The 19,142-nt window shown below is 31.7% G+C and carries 17 protein-coding genes and 1 riboswitch; of the genes, 10 read left to right on the top strand and 7 right to left on the bottom strand.

Going from position 1 to position 19,142, the window contains the following annotated elements:
- Positions 1-47: 47 nt before the first annotated feature.
- Positions 48-476, top strand: coding sequence for an META domain-containing protein (locus AC4FQX_RS04830; protein ID WP_491166543.1), 429 nt, complete (start codon positions 48-50; stop codon positions 474-476).
- A 4-nt stretch (positions 477-480) separates the two neighbouring features.
- Positions 481-1,281 carry an META domain-containing protein gene (locus tag AC4FQX_RS04825; RefSeq protein WP_491166542.1) on the top strand — a complete coding sequence of 267 codons (801 nt, stop codon included), beginning with the start codon at positions 481-483 and terminating at the stop codon, positions 1,279-1,281.
- Between the two features lie 96 nt (positions 1,282-1,377).
- On the opposite strand, the gene AC4FQX_RS04820 is transcribed toward AC4FQX_RS04825, so the two are convergent.
- The 3 genes from AC4FQX_RS04820 to AC4FQX_RS04810 all read right to left on the bottom strand — a co-directional run bounded on the left by AC4FQX_RS04820 (position 1,378) and on the right by AC4FQX_RS04810 (position 4,801).
- Complete coding sequence (locus AC4FQX_RS04820; RefSeq protein ID WP_491166541.1) at positions 1,378-1,776, bottom strand: glyoxalase; 399 nt, start codon at positions 1,774-1,776, stop codon at positions 1,378-1,380.
- Positions 1,777-1,847: 71 nt separating this feature from the next.
- The gene (locus tag AC4FQX_RS04815; RefSeq protein WP_491166540.1) at positions 1,848-3,098 is read right to left on the bottom strand and encodes an OmpA family protein; all 1,251 of its coding nucleotides are present in this window, start codon (positions 3,096-3,098) and stop codon (positions 1,848-1,850) included.
- 449 nt (positions 3,099-3,547) lie between these two features.
- Positions 3,548-4,801 (bottom strand): OmpA family protein, encoded by a 1,254-nt coding sequence (locus AC4FQX_RS04810; RefSeq protein ID WP_491166539.1) that lies wholly within the window; start codon positions 4,799-4,801, stop codon positions 3,548-3,550.
- A 122-nt stretch (positions 4,802-4,923) separates the two neighbouring features.
- On the opposite strand from AC4FQX_RS04810, the gene AC4FQX_RS04805 reads away from it, so the two are divergent.
- The 3 genes from AC4FQX_RS04805 (at position 4,924) to AC4FQX_RS04795 (ending at position 7,719) form a co-directional block, all read left to right on the top strand.
- On the top strand, positions 4,924-6,282 hold the full coding sequence (locus AC4FQX_RS04805; RefSeq protein ID WP_491166538.1) for an NAD-dependent succinate-semialdehyde dehydrogenase: 1,359 nt from the start codon (positions 4,924-4,926) through the stop codon (positions 6,280-6,282).
- A 144-nt stretch (positions 6,283-6,426) separates the two neighbouring features.
- Positions 6,427-6,813 carry a type VI secretion system tube protein TssD gene (gene tssD, locus AC4FQX_RS04800; protein WP_491166537.1) on the top strand — a complete coding sequence of 129 codons (387 nt, stop codon included), beginning with the start codon at positions 6,427-6,429 and terminating at the stop codon, positions 6,811-6,813.
- A gap of 189 nt (positions 6,814-7,002) precedes the next feature.
- On the top strand, positions 7,003-7,719 hold the full coding sequence (locus tag AC4FQX_RS04795) for a hypothetical protein (protein ID WP_491166536.1): 717 nt from the start codon (positions 7,003-7,005) through the stop codon (positions 7,717-7,719).
- A 254-nt stretch (positions 7,720-7,973) separates the two neighbouring features.
- On the opposite strand, the gene metE is transcribed toward AC4FQX_RS04795, so the two are convergent.
- A complete protein-coding gene (gene metE / locus AC4FQX_RS04790; protein ID WP_491166535.1) occupies positions 7,974-10,289 on the bottom strand; it encodes a 5-methyltetrahydropteroyltriglutamate--homocysteine S-methyltransferase in 2,316 nt (771 codons plus the stop codon).
- Between the two features lie 154 nt (positions 10,290-10,443).
- Positions 10,444-10,634: riboswitch (cobalamin riboswitch) on the bottom strand.
- A gap of 206 nt (positions 10,635-10,840) precedes the next feature.
- On the opposite strand from metE, the gene AC4FQX_RS04785 reads away from it, so the two are divergent.
- Positions 10,841-11,230 carry an acyl-CoA thioesterase gene (locus AC4FQX_RS04785; protein WP_491166534.1) on the top strand — a complete coding sequence of 130 codons (390 nt, stop codon included), beginning with the start codon at positions 10,841-10,843 and terminating at the stop codon, positions 11,228-11,230.
- A 24-nt stretch (positions 11,231-11,254) separates the two neighbouring features.
- Here the strand turns inward: AC4FQX_RS04785 and AC4FQX_RS04780 are convergent, their stop codons facing one another.
- The 3 genes from AC4FQX_RS04780 to nhaA all read right to left on the bottom strand — a co-directional run bounded on the left by AC4FQX_RS04780 (position 11,255) and on the right by nhaA (position 14,222).
- A complete protein-coding gene (locus tag AC4FQX_RS04780; protein ID WP_491166533.1) occupies positions 11,255-12,505 on the bottom strand; it encodes a mechanosensitive ion channel family protein in 1,251 nt (416 codons plus the stop codon).
- 8 nt (positions 12,506-12,513) lie between these two features.
- Positions 12,514-12,783, bottom strand: coding sequence for a DUF3817 domain-containing protein (locus AC4FQX_RS04775; RefSeq protein WP_491166532.1), 270 nt, complete (start codon positions 12,781-12,783; stop codon positions 12,514-12,516).
- 101 nt (positions 12,784-12,884) lie between these two features.
- Complete coding sequence (gene nhaA / locus AC4FQX_RS04770) at positions 12,885-14,222, bottom strand: Na+/H+ antiporter NhaA (RefSeq protein WP_491166531.1); 1,338 nt, start codon at positions 14,220-14,222, stop codon at positions 12,885-12,887.
- A 160-nt stretch (positions 14,223-14,382) separates the two neighbouring features.
- Here nhaA and AC4FQX_RS04765 point away from each other — a divergent pair, with 160 nt between their 5' ends.
- From AC4FQX_RS04765 to AC4FQX_RS04750, 4 genes are all read left to right on the top strand, one after another.
- A complete protein-coding gene (locus tag AC4FQX_RS04765; RefSeq protein WP_491166530.1) occupies positions 14,383-14,895 on the top strand; it encodes a DUF6155 family protein in 513 nt (170 codons plus the stop codon).
- 165 nt (positions 14,896-15,060) lie between these two features.
- The gene (locus tag AC4FQX_RS04760; RefSeq protein ID WP_491166529.1) at positions 15,061-16,590 is read left to right on the top strand and encodes a DEAD/DEAH box helicase; all 1,530 of its coding nucleotides are present in this window, start codon (positions 15,061-15,063) and stop codon (positions 16,588-16,590) included.
- Between the two features lie 88 nt (positions 16,591-16,678).
- On the top strand, positions 16,679-18,016 hold the full coding sequence (locus tag AC4FQX_RS04755; RefSeq protein ID WP_491166528.1) for a DEAD/DEAH box helicase: 1,338 nt from the start codon (positions 16,679-16,681) through the stop codon (positions 18,014-18,016).
- A 201-nt stretch (positions 18,017-18,217) separates the two neighbouring features.
- Positions 18,218-19,126: a DnaJ C-terminal domain-containing protein gene (locus tag AC4FQX_RS04750; RefSeq protein ID WP_491166527.1), complete on the top strand. Its 909-nt coding sequence runs from the start codon at positions 18,218-18,220 to the stop codon at positions 19,124-19,126.
- Positions 19,127-19,142: the final 16 nt, after the last annotated feature.

Genomic DNA, 19,142 nt, shown 5'->3' with positions numbered 1-19,142 from the left:
AACGTTTGTATTAAGATAATGTATAATTAATTTAAATATAAAAAATCATGAAAAAAAATGTAGTAGTTGCTTCAGTAATGTTTGTTTTTATTTTAGTATTAGGATCTTGTAATACTGCAAAAACAATTGGTCAGGGTTACTTATTAACGGATAATGCATGGGAGCTTTTTACATTAGAAGGAAATAGAGCGGTAGCAACTGATTATATGAAAGGTTTACCTAATCTTACTTTTACTAAGGAAAGCAAAGTATTTGGTACTTCAGGATGTAACAGTTTAAACGGATCTTATGAACTTGGAGAAAATAGTAAATTAACTTTTGGACCTTTGGCAACAACAAGAATGGCTTGTCCTGGTGAAGGAGAAGGTAAGTTCTTAAGCGCATTAAATTCTGTTACTAATGTTAAAACAGAGAAAAACAAATTAACATTATTAAACGGTACTAAAGTGGTGATGGTTTTTACTCCAAAATTATAATATAATGAGAACCTTGAAAAAGGTTCTTTTTTTTAGTCTTATAGCTGTAATGTTTTATTCCTGTAGAACTCAGAAGAGGATCCAGAATAAGAATGTTGCAGCTATAGATTCTTTAAGAACCTCCTCATTAGAAAATAAAAGTAATATTATCAGCTATTTTAAAGGAATTGGAACAGAGCCTTTTTGGGCTGTTGAAATCTCTAAAGAGCAGATACATTTTACCTCATTAACTGATATTGAAGAATTTACAGCTCCTTACATTATTCCCGTAAGAGCAATGGATGCCAATATAAAAACGTATCGTTCAAAAAATGCATTAGGAAATATTTCTATTACCATCACACATGGGAAATGTTCTGATAATATGTCTGATACACAATATGCTTATAGGGTAAAAGTAAGCATTCAGCGTAAAACAGATAAAAAACCAATCCTTTTTGAAGGTTGTGGAAATTATATCGCAGATTACAGACTATATGATATATGGGCTTTAGAATCGATAGAAGGAAATAAAATAAAATATTCTGATTTTCAGAAAGATATACCTTATTTGGAAATAAATACTCAGAAAGCAGAATTTATAGGTTTTACAGGATGTAATACTATGCGTGGAAAGCTTTTTTCAGAAGATAAACTGCTACGTTTTACTAATATTATTACTACAATGATGATGTGTCCGGCAATGGACAAAGAAACTGCTTTTTTAAAAGCCTTACAAAGTGCTACTACTTATGAAATTAAGAATAATAGACTTTATCTTTTAAATCCTGATGGCGAAAAGGTTGTTTTCAGAAAAGTGGATTAATTTTTTAAAGATTCATAGGCTATTAAAGTATTAAAGGCTCAAAGTGTTTACTTTGAACCTTTAATACTTTTGCAACTATGTGCCTTTGAACCTTTTTTATGCTGTTTTTTCAAATAACTGGATCTGACCTTTTAAACGTTCTATTAGGAGATTCATCATCCTTTTATTAAGTTGAGATGAGTTCTCAATATATTCATTAAATTCATCCATAGTGAAAAGCGCGATAACCATTCCTTTCAGTGCATTTCTAAATTTAATATCCTTTTGTATTGCATTATCAATAAATATCATTTTTTTCTCAATTGAAAGTGTATAAAAATCATTTTTATACTTGTTGATGTAATTGATAAAAGAAGCAATAAAAAGGTCGTTTTGTAGTTTCAGAATAGGTCTGATTGTTCTGTTCTGAAACAACTCTTCCTTGGAAGATTGCAGGTTAATTTCACCCTGAAATGGTCCTCTAAAATCGGTAATAAAAGTGTCTCGATCTTCCATTTTTTATTTTAAAGGTATAAAAAAAACCGCTGCGTTATGCAGCGGTTTCTCTAAATATAATGTTAATTTTATTAGTTAATTTTAAAGATAACTCTTCTAACTAATTTACGGGCTAACTCAGAGTTTTTGTCTACTGAATTATCTTCACCTCTTGCAATAACTTTAAGTCTTGAAGATTCAATACCAGCTTTAGTAAGAACATTTTTCACACTTGTGGCTCTCTTATTAGATAACTTATTGTTATAATCATTAGTACCTAATTCATCTGCAAAACCATAGATTTCAACACTTGAAGAAGGATTATTTCTTAAATAGGTCAAGATAAAGTCGATACCTGCTGTTGAAACGTTTGTAGGCTCTGATTTATTGAAATCGAAATAGGTTGTAACATAACCATCATTGATTAAATCTTTGACTAATTGACTATCATGACTATCATTACTATTATCTTTTCCACCTACATACGATTCCATATAATCCGGTACTCCATTATTATTTTTATCAATAGATCTACCTTTTGAATCTACTAAAGCACCTGCAGGAGTATTTGGTTCAAGATCTAAGTAATCCGGCACACCATCACCATCAGAATCAACTAACATTTTTTCTAAATCGGCTAGTCTTCCTTCTACGACAGACAAACCGTCTTCAGGTTTTTCTGAATACCAGTCAGCGTGTTTCTGATTTTTACCTAAATAGATAGAAAGACCTACGGTAGCATTGTACATTGTACCATTAAATCCTCTATTATCTACTGTATTAACACCACCATCAAATGAACGATTCTGATCTAGGTTGTTAATCATTGTAAAGTCTGCATTTAATGCAATTCTTTCTGTTAATTTAACCTGGCCTGTGAAACCAAGAATAAAGTTCATCATTTCATCAGTTCCGCTAAATGCATCTTTATTTCTTAGTTGTGAATAACCAACACCGGTGTGAAACTGTAAATTCAGCCTGCTGGTCCATTCTTCAAAATTTAAAATTCGACCTAAGTTAGCAACCCCCTGAAGGTTTACTCTATAATATTTACTTCTGAAATTGGCAACATCATCGTGATTTCTGATATAGTCATATCCTACATCTGCTTTTATACCTAATTTAGGATTAAACATATATCTTACTCCCAGGTCAACGTGCCATGGACTTGTTCTTGATGTATAGGCGCCAGCAGAGAAAGGGGTAGTTGGTTTGTTTATACCGCCGTTTACATCAACAGACCATCTATTGTAACCTTCCTTAATGTTAGGTTCTGTCTCCTGAGCATTTACACTTGTAAATGTAAGAGCTAAAATCGCTAATGGTAATACAATTTTTTTCATATTAATTTTTCTATTTGGGATTAGTACTTAACAATTTATTAGGTTTACATTGTTAAAAGTTAGGCTAATGTAGTACTTTTTATTCTTAATTCATTAATTTTTTCTAAAATTTTAATATTATTATAATTAAATATCAAAACTAGTCCTACAAAAAGATACAATAATTATATAATTAAACATGAAAAATTAACATTTCAGAGTATTATAAATAAATATTTTTATAAATATTTTAGTAATTATAAAAATATCAAAAAAAACAAATTAGATAAAATCATATACTATTATTTTGATCGGAACGGCTATCTTTCATACTTTCGATACTTATCTTTTAAGGTATTAGACAACCAAAGAACGAATATAATTAAGTTTAAGATTTAAATATAAATCCCCCCTTGTACAATGTACAAGGGGGGATTTATATTTAAATCTTCTTTAATAATTAATTCTGATTAGTTTACTTTAAAAATAACTCTTCTGACTAATTTACGAGCTAACTCAGAATTTTTATCTACTGAATGATCTTCACCTCTTGCAATAACTTTAAGTCTTGAAGATTCGATACCTGCTTTAGTAAGAACACTTTTTACATTATCAGCTCTATTATTAGACAGTTTATCATTATAAGTGTTAGCACCTAATTCATCCGAAAATCCATAAATATCAATACTCGAAGAAGGATTGTTTCTTAAATAAGTTAGGATAAAGTCAATACCTGCCGTTGAAACATTAGTAGGTTGTACTTTATCAAAATCAAAGTAAGTTGTAACATAACCATCATTAATAAGTTCTTTAACCAGTTCATTATTAATCTGATTATTAGCGTCCTGTTTTTGTAAATAGGATTCAATATAATCTGGTATACCATTATTATTCTTGTCAATAGTTTTACCTCTTGAATCTACCATTGCGCCAATAGGAGTATTTGGTTCAAGGTCTAAATAATCTGCGATACCGTCACCGTCACTATCTAACAGCATTTTTTCTAAATTTGCTAATCTATCTTCTATATCAGACGAACCATCTGTAGGTTTTTCTGAATACCAGTCTGCATGTTTCTGGTTTTTACCTAAATAGATAGAAAGACCTATGGAGGCATTATACATTGTACCATTAAATCCTCTATTGTCTATTGTATTAAGAAGACCATCAAAGGTACGATCCTGACTTATGTTATTTACCATAGTAAAATCTGCATTTAATGCGATTCTTTCTGATAATTTAAGTTGCGCTGTAAGACCAATAATAAAATTCATCATATCATCTGCTCCGCTAAACTGCTCTTTATTTCTTAACTGAGCGTATCCAATACCGGTATGGAACTGCAAGTTTAGCATACTGGTCCAGTCTTCAAAATTAAGGATTCTACCTAAGTTGGCAACTCCCTGTAAATTAGCTCTGTAATATCTGCTTTTAAAAAAAGTACTTTTACTGTTGTGGTCATTTTCAATATGATCAAATCCGATATCTGCTTTTAAACCAAATTTAGGATTAAACATATATCTGGCACCAAGATCAGCATGAAAAGGGCTTATTCTTGGTAGATAAGCACCATTACTTAAAGGCGATGTCGGTTTGTTAATACCGGTATTTATATCAATAGACCACTTGTTAAAACCTTCATTAGTATTTAATTCTGTTTCCTGCGCATTTGCTGTTGTAAAGGTGAATACCAGAATAGCTAATGGTAATACAATTTTTTTCATATTTATTTTTTATATTTTGGGATTCTACAAACCTTATTATAAGGTTTGTAATATAATTTTTATATAAGACAAATGTACTATTTTTCAATCTAAAAACCTTAATTTAGACTTAGATTTAAAAGATGATATTTATGGAAAATAATACCAAAATAGCCGGTAATAAAATAAATAATTACAGGTTATTAACTCAGGAAGAAATAAATAAGAAAATAGATTTTGCTAATACTGTTTTCAATCAGTGGAATACTGCTAAAACGAAAGAAAGAGTTCAGTTTATCCCTAAATTGATTGAAGTGTTACAATTAGACAGACAGGAACTGGCAGAGATGATTACCGGAGAAATGGGAAAGCCTATAAAACAATCTCTTGCAGAAATAGATAAATGTGCTCTTTTATGTGATTATTATTATGAAAATGCAGTAGCCTTTTTAAAACCAAAGATTGTAAAAAGTAATGCTTCTGAAAGTTTTATTACTTATGAACCACTGGGTGTTATTCTTGGTGTTATGCCCTGGAACTATCCTTTTTGGCAGGTTTTCAGATTTGTTGTTCCAGCAATTTTAGCAGGAAACACTACTTTATTAAAACATGCCAGTAATGTTATGGGAAGTGCTTCACTAATTGAAAGAACTTTTCTTAAAGCGGGGCTTCCAGAAGGAGTATTTCAGAATTTGCTTATAAGCAGTAAACAGGTAGAGAGCATAATTGAGAATCCGCATGTTAAAGCAGTTTCCCTAACCGGAAGTGAAGGAGCAGGGTCTGCTGTGGCAGGAACTGCTGGAAAATATCTTAAGAAAGCTGTTCTGGAACTGGGAGGAAATAATGCTTTTATTGTCTGTGAAGATGCTGATATTGAAAAAACAGTGGCTATAGCAGTTAATGCGAGAATGCAGAATGCGGGTCAGAGTTGTATTGCCGCAAAAAGATTTTTAGTCCATAAAAACATAGAAGAAACCTTTATAAAACAATTCTCCGCAGCTGTTTCTACTATGAAAGTAGGAGATCCGTTCGATCCGGATACAGAGATAGGATCAATGGCAAGGCTGGATTTAGCGGAAGAGCTAGAAAAACAAATTACAACATCAGTAGCATCAGGTGCTAAAATAATATTGGGAGGAAACAGAAAAGAAACCTTTTATGAGCCTACTATATTGATTAATGTTACACCTGATATGCCTGTTTTTAAAGAAGAAACCTTCGGACCTGTTGCCGCAGTAACTCTTTTTTCAACCTTTGAAGAGGCTGTTGCTTTAAGTAATTCTTCTGTTTTTGGGTTAGGAGTATCTATATTTTCAAAAAATAGTAAAGTCATAAAAGAAAAAGTACATTTATTTAACGAAGGAGCTGTATTTATAAATGAAATGGTAAAGTCAGATCCTCGTTTACCTTTTGGAGGAATTAAAAAATCCGGATATGGAAGAGAACTTGCTGAAGACGGAATTAAAGAATTTGTAAATGTAAAGACGGTTTATATTAAATAATTAACAATTTTTTTTTAATGAATCTTATCTTTTAAATTATTCTTAAATAATAATGTTATTTAAAAAATATAGTAATGAAACTTGTTTTGAACCAAAATATGTTATAATATTGAACTATAACTAAGTTTTTAAATATATAGAATTATGAGTTTTTTAGCAAAACTAAAAGTCGGAGGTAAAGAATATACCGTTTTAAATGTTAATTATGACCTTACACAGGAAACAGACGCAACTGGAAGACCATCTTCTGTAACAAGAGGAGGAAGAATTATAATTGAAGTAGAATCTACAGGAGGTACAGAGCTTTTTGAATGGATGACTAATAATTTTGAGAGAAAAGATGGATCAATTGTTTATAGTAAACGTGATAATGAAGCTACTCTTAAAGAATTAAAGTTCAAAGAAGCCTATATGGTAAAATACAAAGAAACATTCGATTCTATCGGAAAGAACCCTTTAACGGAACTTTTTATGCTTTCTTCTAAAAAAATCCAGATGGGTGGCGGAGAATTTGAAAATGATTGGGTATAGTATTTTGTTTATATACCAAAAAGGGAGCTGATTTTAGCTCCCTTTTTTAATTGACTATGATACTATTTTAATAATTTTTATTAAATCTATTAGGTATTTATATAATTTCATTGTTAAAGATGTCTACTTTTGACTATATATGTATCTACTATAGTATATTTATCTTCTTAATTATAAAATAAATATATTATGTTTTTTGGAATAACTACAACATTACTCGATCAGACAAAAATAAAATCATCTTCTGACTGTCCAAAATGTGCTTCCGGTAAAGAATGGTTTTTAAATGTAGAGGAAGTAAAATTTTCTGTTCTTTTTGGATCAACAAAACAGGCAACAGTAAATGTTATTTGTGCAGACTGTAATAAAAAAATCGCTAAAAAATACTGGAATACAGATATTCACAGGCTAGCTGCACAGAAAAAAGAAGAATTCAAATACTCTTTTTTACAAAGATTTGGCATGCCTTTAGCTTTAGTCACTCTTTTTGTAATTGGAACAACCTGGATCATAACCAGTGAAATTTCAGAACAAAAGAAATTAATAAATAATGCGCAGGAAAATTTTGCCACCTGTTACGATACAGAAATAAAGAAACAATGGATGGATAATTTACAGCCCGGAGACTTTATTTTGGCAAATAAAGAGTATTATGATCCGGTAAAAGTATTCAGAATTAATAAAATAGATGATAAAATCGTACTTTTAGATGCTTTTGATCAGGTAGTTGAAACAGGACAATATGAAACAACAGAAAAATTAGATGAATTACAGCTGGGAAAAGGGGAATCACGTCTTTTTGAAGTACAAAAAAGAGATTTTGACAGACAAATAATTGTAGAAAGTAAAGAAGGATACAGCGTAGTAAATCAGATGAATCTACGACAGATTAAAAAAAGTAAATGATTAACAGTTATATTAATAAATATATTTCCGGATAAAAATAATTTTCTTTTTATCTCAACTATTTTAAAAATTTCCTTTTAAAACTAAAAGGAGATTTTTTTATTATCTATTGTTTTATATCGTTTTTTTACTTTTTAGATCAATTTTAATCCTTATAAATATTTTCCTTTTTTCTAACAGTATTCAAAAAAAGAGGCTGTCAATATTTAGACAGCCTCTTTCAGTATGAAGTATAACTAACTCAAACTCCAAAATTAAATAAATGCTGATTGCTCTACTCTCATTTCCTTAGCAGCAGCAACCATTTCTTTTAATGCTGCTTTAGTTTCTTCCCAGTGACGTGTTTTCAAACCACAATCGGGATTAATCCAAAGCTGTTGTGCGGGAATGACCTTTCTTGCTTTATCCAGTAAAAAGATCATTTCTTCTCTTGATGGAACTCTTGGAGAATGGATATCATATACGCCGGGACCGATCTCATTTGGATATTTAAAATCTGCAAAAATATCCAACAGTTCCATTTGTGAACGAGAACATTCTATTGTGATAACATCTGCATCCATATCTGCAATATTCTTAATAATATCATTAAATTCTGAATAACACATATGAGTATGGATCTGTGTTATATCTGTTACTCCGGCTGCTGAAATACGGAAAGCTCTGACTGCCCATTTCAGATAATCCTGCCAGTCTTTTTTTCTCAACGGTAGTCCTTCTCTGATTGCCGGTTCATCAATCTGAATTATTTTTATTCCTTCTCGTTCCAGATCTAGTACTTCATCACGAATTGCTAAAGCAATCTGTGTACAGGTAGTGGAGCGAGGCTGATCATTTCTTACAAAAGACCATTGTAAAATTGTAACAGGTCCTGTAAGCATCCCTTTAACCAGTTTATCAGTAAGTGACTGTGAATAAACTGCCCATTTTACCGTCATTGGAGTAGGGCGGGAGACATCTCCATAAATGATTGGAGGTTTCACACATCGGCTTCCATAGCTTTGTACCCAACCGTTTTTTGTAAAAGCAAAACCCTGTAACTGCTCTCCAAAATATTCTACCATGTCATTACGTTCAAATTCTCCATGAACGAGAACATCAATATCGATCTCTTCCTGAAAACGGATATTTTCTTCTGTTTCTTTTCGAATAAGCTCATCATACTGACTTAAGGTAATAGTTCCTTTTCTAAACTGAGCTCTCCAGCTTCGTACTTCATCAGTCTGAGGAAAAGAGCCTATTGTGGTTGTAGGAAACAGGGGTAGATTTAGAGCTTTTTTCTGTAGTTGTTTTCTTATTGAAAAAGGATTTTTACGATGGGTATCTTTTTCTGTAATCTGAGCAACGCGTTCTTTTACTTTAAGATCATGAATTAAAACTGAAGTTTTGCGAAGATCCTGTACCTTAATGTTTTCCTTTAATTTAGTGGCAGCATTTGTAATGTCCTCACTGTTGGCAAGCTGTTTTAATACTACTATTTCTTCAATCTTCTGTTTTGCAAAAGCCATCCATTGTTTTATTTCAGGAATCAACACCGTATCATTTGTTTCTAAATCCAGATCACACGGAGAATGTAGTAGAGAGCAGGAAGAAGAAATAATAATTCTGTCTTTCCCTGTTTTATTGGATACTGAATCAATAACTTTTAAAGAACTTCTAAAATCATTTTTCCAGATATTTCTTCCATCTACCACACCTAATGAAAGTATCAGCGTTTCAGGAATATTTTTTAAAATATCTTCTAATTGTTCCTGATCATTCGTCAGATCAAGATGAAGTGCTGAAACAGGAAGAGAAACAACAAATGAAGTATTATCTCTTAAACCTCCAAAATAAGTTGCCAAAAGGGTTTTCAGCTCAGGGAAAACTTTCTTTATCTCGGTATAAACATACTGAAAAGCCTTTTTTTCCTTTTCATTCAGATCTAATGAAAGAAAAGGCTCATCAAACTGTATCCATTCTGCACCGTTAGCAATAAGTTCTTTTATAATATCAAAATAAACCGGAAGCAGTCTATTTATTAAATCAATTTTTTCAAAACCACTTTCTTTTTCCTTTCCTAATAAAAGATAAGAAACAGGACCTATAATTACCGGTTTAGTAAGTATATTATTCTGTTTTGCTTCTATAAATTCATCAATTATTTTTTTAGAAAATAATTTAAATTCCTGATCTTTATAAAACTCAGGAACGATATAATGATAATTGGTATTAAACCATTTTGTCATTTCCATTGCGGTAATATCCAATCCATTCTGCTGATAACCTCTTGCCATTGCAAAATAAAGGTCAATGGGATCTATTTCTTTAGAAATAAGTTTTGTATAACGTTTTGGAACAGCGCCAAGTGCAAAAGATAAATCCAAAACCTGATCGTAAAATGAAAAATCATTAGAAGGGATTAAATCAATTCCTACTTCTTTTTGAAGTTTCCAGTTATGAATTCGAATTTCTTTTCCGGCACTTAAGAGTTCTTTTACCGAAATTTTGCCGGCCCAGTACTTTTCACAGGCTTTTTTTAATTCTCTGTTGCTACCGATTCTGGGATAGCCAAGGTTGTTTGTAAACATGTTTTTTGCTTTTAAAAAATTAATTAATTAGTTAAAAGCTCTTTGCATGATTTCACAATACTTTAAAAGAATATGGAAAATAGAAATAAACAGAAAGAAATACAGTTTACTCCCTGAATATTTTTTTTAACCAATTACTTCAAATCGCGAAAGTATTGTCAAGTAGAAATAGGCAGGTATCCTGACTTATAACATTTTTACCGTCCTTCCCATCATAATAATGACAGTGGACAACGTGGGGTAAAAACTATGATGTTACTTACAGTTGCGCGACAGTTCGTGATTTACACACGATTCCCTTTTAAATCCGGATCTTAATTCGGAACCTATCTCATTTGAAAGAAATAAAGTAAAGAACTTAATAAACAAATATAACAACTATTATTTTAATAAACTATAGAGTCAAAGATTTAAAGATTAAGAGTTTCAATGGAGCAAAAGTTTTCAGTTGCAGTATTTAGTTATTAATTTTTTTTACCTTAAAAAACTTTGCTCCTTTGTAACTAACTTACTTTATTGAAAAAGGCTTAATTTAGCATAAAAATCAGGATATGAGATTCAACAGTAGAAGATGGGTAAAGCCGGAAGATTTAAATCCTAACGGAACCTTATTTGGAGGAAAACTATTAGCATGGATTGATGAGGAAGCAGCGTTGTATTCTATTATTCAGTTAGAGAATCCCCGAGTAGTAACAAAACATATGTCTGAGATCAATTTTATGAGCTCGGCACAACAGGGAGATATTATCGAAATAGGTATTCAGGTAGTTAAATTTGGAAGGACATCCATAGTTCTGAAGTGTGAAGTTCGAAATAAAATGACACATGAAACAATCATTGCTGTGGATAAAATTACTATGGTAAGTCTGGATAGTTTTGGACGACCTTTGCCACATGGAAAAACAGTTGTAGAATATACAGAAGACAGGCTGAAAAAATAGTTTCTCAGCCTGATTCTTTATAATTTATAAACCTCCTCCGGTACTGTCAGAAGATAATTCATATATTTCAAGATCAAAATATTTAGCAGAAGCAATAATATGATCAAAAATATCTGCCATTATAGATTCATAATTCAGCCATCTTTTATCACTTACAAAAGCATAAATCTCCAGAGGAAGCCCTTGAGCAGTAGGTTGTAAGTGTCTGCACATCATAGTCATATCTTTATTAAGACCGGGATGTAAAGAAAGATACTGATTAATATATTTTCGAAACAATCCAAAATTTGTCAGATTACGACCATTAATGAATAAGTTCTTATCAATATTATTTGCAGTATTCCATTTTTCAATATCCTTTTGTCTGTGATCAATATAAGAAGAAATTAGCTGTATCTTTTTAAAGCTTTCCAGTTCAGAGGCATCAATAAACCGAACACTAGTAGCTTTTATCAGAATAGACCTTTTTATTCGGCGTCCACCTGAATCAGTCATCCCACGCCAGTTTTTAAATGAATCCGATATTAAACTGTAAGTTGGAATAGTAGTAGTTGTTTTGTCAAAATTTTGCACTTTTACTGTTGCTAAATTAATTTCGATCACATCACCATCTGCACCAAATTTATCCATTGTAATCCAGTCTCCAATTCGTACCATATCATTAACAGATACCTGAATGCTTGCTACAAAACCTAAAATTGTATCTTTAAAGACAAGTATTATTATTGCAGAAACAGCTCCAAAGGTTCCTAGAAGATAATTAACAGATTTATCAAACAGAATAGACGCTATGATTGTAATAGCCATGATCCATAAAAAAATCTTTACAACCTGAATATAACTGTCAAGTGGCTTATCTGCAAAAGCAGGTGTTTTTTTAAAGTGATTCTTTAAGGCATTCATCATACTATTTACAATACCTAAAAGAAGAAAAACAATAAGAATACTTATACTTTTATCAAAAAAATTTTCCCAGTTTACAAAACCGGAAAGTACTAAAGGGATGGTTTCATAAATAAAGAATAACGGAATAATATGTGCTATATAAGCAATTGTTTTATTATCTACCAGATATTCATCAAATTGTATTTTTACTTTTTTTCCTACTCTGGTTACTATATTTATCAGTAATTTTTTAAATAACTGATCCAGCAAGTATCCTAAAATGCTTATGATGATGATATTTACAAGCAAATTGGCATATATGGCTATATGCTCATTTACATCTATATCTTTAAGAAGTTTGTATACCCAATTAAATAATTTCTTATCCATTTAAAAGATTAAAGCATTTTCTTTTCAACATAAAAAGTTCCAAAAGGAATAACTGAGGCAATACAGATATAAAAATATTTTTTCAGAGACCATTCAGTTTCAAACTTAAGCATTGTTGCCAGCAAAATGTATACTATAAACAACAGACCATGTGCCATACCAACTGTCCGAACATATTCAGGAAGTTCATACATATACTTTAAAGGCATTGCAATAAATAAGAGTACTAATAAAGAAACTCCTTCTAAAAAGGCTATAATCTTAAAAAATCGAATCATTATGATAATTATAAAGAAAGGTTAATACTAAGTTTCACAAAACTAAGGGATCTAAAACGGAAAAGAAAATCATTATCATTATTTTATGTTTTTACTGGGATTTATTCGGGTTTTCCTTTTATGGATCTTAATACAAGATATCCCAGGATACCGCTTATAAAGGAACCTGCCAGAATTCCTATTTTTGCCTGTAGTTCATATTCAGGGTGCTTAAAGGCGAGTGTAGTAACAAATAAAGACATTGTAAAACCAATTCCTGCCAATAGTCCTACGCCAATAAGATGTTTCATCGTCATTCCTTCGGGAAGAGCTGCTACTTTCAGTTTAACCAGTAAACCGGTCAGTCCCACAACTCCTATAAATTTTCCAACAATTAAACCAAGAACTACCCCGAGAGCCACATTACTGGTTGTTAGAGTATCAAAATTAATATTCATTGCCACACCTGCATTTGCCAGAGCAAAAACAGGCATAACAACAAAGGTTACAAAGGGATGTAAAGCATGTTCTAGTTTTTGTAAGGGTGTAATTGCTAAATCGTTAAAAATACGCATGTCATCCAGTATATGTAACTGCTCTGCAGTAAGTGTAGGTATTTTATCATTCGGATCTGCTTTTTTAAACTTATCTAGATATTTTTTCATTTTATCAATAAATAATGTCTCATTAATTCGAGTATTTGAAGGAATGGTAAAAGCAACCAAAACTGCAGCAATTGTAGCATGGACTCCAGACATTAAAAAAGCTAACCAGACACCTCCAATACCAATAATAGCGTAAAAAAGAGTGTTTCTTACTCCCATTTTATTAGCAAGAAGAAGGATAAAAAGTAGTATAGCTCCGATTCCAAGGCTGATAAACGAAATATCTGATGTATAGAAAAAAGCAATTACTAATACAGCTCCCAGATCATCAGCAATTGCCAGAGCGGTAAGAAATATTTTTAAAGAAGTGGGTATTCTATCACCTAAAAGATATAAAACTCCTAATGCAAAAGCAATATCAGTTGCCATTGGAATTCCCCAACCTGCATGTGCATCGCTAGAATTATTCAGAATAATATAAATAAGAGCAGGAAAGACCATTCCACCGAAAGCGGCAAAAAGAGGAAGCATCGCTTTTCTTGGATTAGAAAGTTCTCCTCCTACAATTTCTCTTTTTAATTCCAGACCTACTACAAAGAAAAATATAGCCATCAGACCGTCATTGATCCAATGGTGTAAATTCTGATTCAGATATAGAACGCCATTAATTCCAAAACCTATTTTATGCTCCCAAATTCCGTGGTACCATTCCGCCCAAGGTGAATTTGCCATAAAAATAGCAACTATAGCTGAAACGAATAAAACAATACCTCCGGTGGTGGATTTACTGATAAAATGATTTACAGGATTAACGATCCATTTTTCTACAGGGGTAGCTTTAATTTTGTTTTCCATATTTGATTTTTTATGTACGAAAAACAAAAATAAGGATTCTGATTGAGTTAAACAGCTAATAATTACTCTCAATTTGTTTTTTTTGAAGTATTTTTAACAAAAAAATATGGTTTTTTGTTACTTATGTCAATAGAAAACAAACCTTAAAAATTAGTTCAAAATGAGTAAACGGGATCTGAAAAAATATCTTAATTCACTAAATAAAGAGCAGTTAGAAGAGCAAATGATCGAATTGTATGAAAAATTCAGTGATGTGAAAGTGTATTATGATTTTGTTTTTAATCCAAAAGAAGAAAAATTAATTCAGGAAGCTAAAAGCAAAATAGCAAATGAATATTTTCCTGTAAAAAATAAAAGAGCAAAACTTCGTCGTTCTGTTGCACAAAAATATATTAAGCATTTTATTACATTAGGAGTAGATCCTTATAGTATAGCTGATCTGATGCTGTATAATATAGAAACCGCACAGCGATTTTCTTCAAAAAAAGAGATACGATCTGCTACTTTCTATAAAAGTATACATAATTCGTTTGAACAGGTTGTTACTTATACCATTTCAAATGGAATGTTATCGGAGTTTAGAACAAGGATAAAGGAAGTATGTATAACGGTAACAGATCAGAAATGGAGTAATAGCTATGATTTTGAAACTATAATAGAACTAATGGATTAGCTTCTAAAAATAATAAATTTAAAGAACTATCATTTTTTTATTTTAACTTATTTTAAGGGTTCAGTAAATTTTTTTTATAATAAAATTAAAAAATCATAATAAAAACAGCTGAATATTTCGGATATGGATTTAAAGTCCGTATTTTTGCATTCCTTAAAATTTATAATGTCTTATAAAAACTTAGATTCAGTCATAGAAGAAGAAGAAAAAAAAGAACTTTATGGTTATCAGCAAGGCGATATTGATTCTATCTTTAAACGTTTAGACAGTAAACGGGCTAATTACAGACTTTTATACCAACTGCCTACGGGTGGGGGTAAAACGGTTATTTTTTCCGAAATTGTCAGACGTTATCTTTCTTCCAACGATAAAAAAGTAGTGGTGTTAACACACCGTATCGAACTCTGCAAGCAAACTTCAAAAATGCTGAATGGTTTTAATGTAAAAAATAAAATCATAAACAGTAAAATAAAAGAGTTGCCTGATCAGAACGAATATTCCTGCTTTGTTGCGATGGTCGAAACTTTAAAAAATCGACTAAATGATGAAAAACTGATCATAGATAATGTGGGTCTGGTTATTGTGGATGAAGCACACTATAATTCTTTCAGAAAACTACTTGTATTGTTTAAGAATTCCTTTATTCTGGGCGTTACGGCAACTCCTCTGAGTTCTAATATTAAACTTCCCATGAATGAGGTCTATGATGAACTGATAGTAGGGGATACAATCAGCTCTCTTATTCAGAAAGGATTTCTGGCTAAAGCAGTAACTTATAGCTATGATGTGGGATTAAGTTCACTTAAAATAGGTATTAATGGTGATTATACTGTAAAATCATCAGATGATTTATATTCCAATATGATGATGCAGGAGAAATTACTGCATTCTTATGAAGAACGTTCTAAAGGTAAAAAAACACTTATTTTCAATAATGGTATCAATACTTCACTATATGTATATGAGACCTTTAGAGAAGCGGGATATGATGTTCGTCATTTAGACAATACTAACAGTAATGAGGAACGTAAAGCAATCTTACAGTGGTTTAAAAAAACACCGGATGCGATTCTAACTTCTGTCGGAATTTTAACTACTGGATTTGATGAGCCTACTGTAGAGACCATTATCTTGAATCGCGCAACTAAATCGCTTACATTATATTTTCAAATGATTGGTCGCGGTTCTCGTAAATTACCTCATAAATCAGATTTTACAGTGATTGATCTGGGAAATAATGCTGCTCGATTTGGGTTATGGAATGAATCTGTAGACTGGCAGCACATCTTTAAATCACCAGAGTTTTATCTGGAAAATCTAAGAGATGATGCTGAGATCGAAGCGAATTTTAAATACCTGATGCCTGCAGAAATTCGTGCTTTATTCAGTAAAACAGAAATAATTACTTTTAATATTGAGGAAGCTCATAAAATTGCCATTGCAAAAAATCTACGTTCTAAAGTAGTATTAGAACAGTCTCTGGAACAACATGCTACCATGTGTGTTGAAAATAGTGAAGATGCTTTTGATGCTCGCTTACTTGCAAGAGAATTACTGGGTGATATAGAGTCCAGAATGCGCGATTATACTGCTTGTTTAAGCAAAAGCAGTAAGAACTACAGAGAATGGCTGATTGATGATTATAAAGTAAAACTAAATTTACTGATTACTAAAAAATTCCTGGAAAAGGTTTAAGCTCTGTCCTAAACTAAAATAACTAAAGATTCCTTTGTTTTTCAGAATATGGGACAAAGGAATCTTATCTTTATCAAAATTAAAATATATGGCAAATCAATTCTTATCTTTAGGGATATCTGAAGCTCTTGTAAAAGGTCTGACAGATCTTAATATTACTGTTCCTACTGAAATTCAGGAAAAAACATTAGCTGTACTGCTTACTAAAAAAGATGATTTTGTAGGTCTGGCAAAAACAGGAACCGGGAAAACAGCTGCTTTCGGACTGCCTTTATTACAACTGATTAATACTTCAAAGAAAAACATACAGGCTGTTATTCTGGTTCCGACAAGGGAACTGGGACATCAGATTGGTACCAATCTGGAAAGTTTTGCTAAATATCTACCGGAAATTTCTATTGCTACTACCTGTGGCGGAGTTCCGATAAAACCTCAAATACAGCGTTTAGAAGAAGGAGCACATATTGTAATTGCTACTCCCGGACGTTTAATTGATCTGATAAAACGAAATGCAATTAATATTAAAGAAACGGATTATCTTATTCTGGATGAAGTAGATGAAATGCTAAGTGCTCTGAAAGACGGACTAGATGAAATCGTAAATGAACTGCCTAAAAACAGACGTACCTGGTTGTTTTCTGCAACTCTTCCCGGAACTATTAAACAACTGATACAGAATTATATGTCTAAACATGTTACACAAATTAGTGCAAACATGGAAACAGTTGGAAATAAAGGAATTGATCATGAATATATTGTAGTTGATCCTATAGAAAAATTAGAAGTTATTATGCATTTTCTTTCTCATAAAGAAGGACAACGTGGTATTATATTTTGTAAAACAAAAGCAGCAGTTAATAAATTAGCAAAAAATCTGGCAATAAACCGTTTTTCTTCAGGAGCATTGCATGGAAGTCTGTCTCAGCCTATCAGAGACCGTATAATGGAACAATTTAGAGAAGGACATATCAATATCCTGGTTGCTACTGATCTGGCAGCAAGAGGAATTGATGTAAAAGAGATTTCTTATGTTGTCAATTATCATCTTCCGGATGTATATGAGGTTTATGTTCACAGAAGTGGTCGTACTGCAAGAGCAGGAGCAAAGGGAATGTCTCTGACCATACTTCAAAAAGAGGAAGTAGCTGAGATTGCCGATTTTGAAAGAGAACTGGGAATTAAGTTTACTGAATTTAAAAAACCTACTACTGAAAGTATTGAAGAAAACAATGCTTATTTATGGGCTAAACAAATCTTTAAAACTAAACCGAACCATAATCTGGAACCAAAATTCAAAGAGAGAATAAAAACAGTATTTCATCATCTTACTAAAGATGAATTAATTGATAAACTACTAGCTAGCTACATCTTACAGAATGAATCTAAAGCAATAGTTAAAGTAGAGAAAAAGAACAGAAAAAAATAGTTTTCAGTAACCAGTATATAATATAGATACATTTTAAAGCATCTATATAAAAGAATATAACAACAAAAAGCACTGCTTCACAATTATGAAACAGCGCTTTTTTGTTTATAAACAGGATACTCTCTTAATTAAAGGTTTAAAAACTATTCTTTTAGAAATTAAATCTTTAAATTTATATACACAAAATTATTATTTATAATTATGGCATTTATTGATTATTACCAAATACTCGGACTGGACAAGAAAGCTTCATTAGATGATATTAAAAAAGCCTACAGAAAGCAGGCACGAAAATTCCATCCGGATTTGAATCCGAATGATAATGAAGCTCATAAAAAATTTCAGCAGATAAATGAGGCTAATGAAGTATTGAGTGATCCTGAAAAACGTAAAAAATATGATGCTTATGGTGAGAACTGGCAGCATGCAGATCAATATGAGCAGGCAAAACACTCTCAGTCCAGACAACAACATTATTCCGGTTCTAACCCTTTTTCAGGTAATAGCGGAGGAGATGCGTTTGGTGATGGAGATTTTTCAGATTTTTTTGAATCTATGTTTGGCGGAGCGCAACATGGAGGAAGAAGCAATCAACAGATTAGATTTAAAGGGGCTGATTATCAAGCAGAATTACAGATTCCTCTTCGTGAGGTCGCAAAAACACATAAACACACTCTTTCTGTAAATGGTAAGAACTTACGTATTACAGTCCCTGCAGGAGTTGCCGACGGACAGGTAATCAAGTTAAAAGGACATGGTGGTCCGGGTACCAATAATGGTCCTTCTGGAGATTTATATATTACTTTTCTTATTCTTGAAGATCCTGTTTATAAAAGATTAAACAATGATTTGTATATTAATGTGGATATAGATTTGTATACAGCTGTTTTGGGAGGAGAAATAACGATTGATACTCTGGATAGCAAAGTAAAGCTGAAAGTACCTGCAGAAACGCAAAATGGCACTAAAGTGAGACTTAAAAACAAAGGGCTTCCAGTTTATAAAAAAGAAGACACCTTTGGTGATCTCTTTATTACCTATACTGTTAAGATTCCTGTTGGATTAACAGAGAAACAAAAAGAATTGTTTCATCAATTATCAGAATTCTGATTTAAAAACAGAACGT

Source organism: Flavobacterium sp. AK-301 (assembly GCF_058310215.1).
The sequence above is the reverse complement of the archived record's forward strand: the minus strand, read 5'-3'. Positions and strand labels throughout refer to the sequence as shown.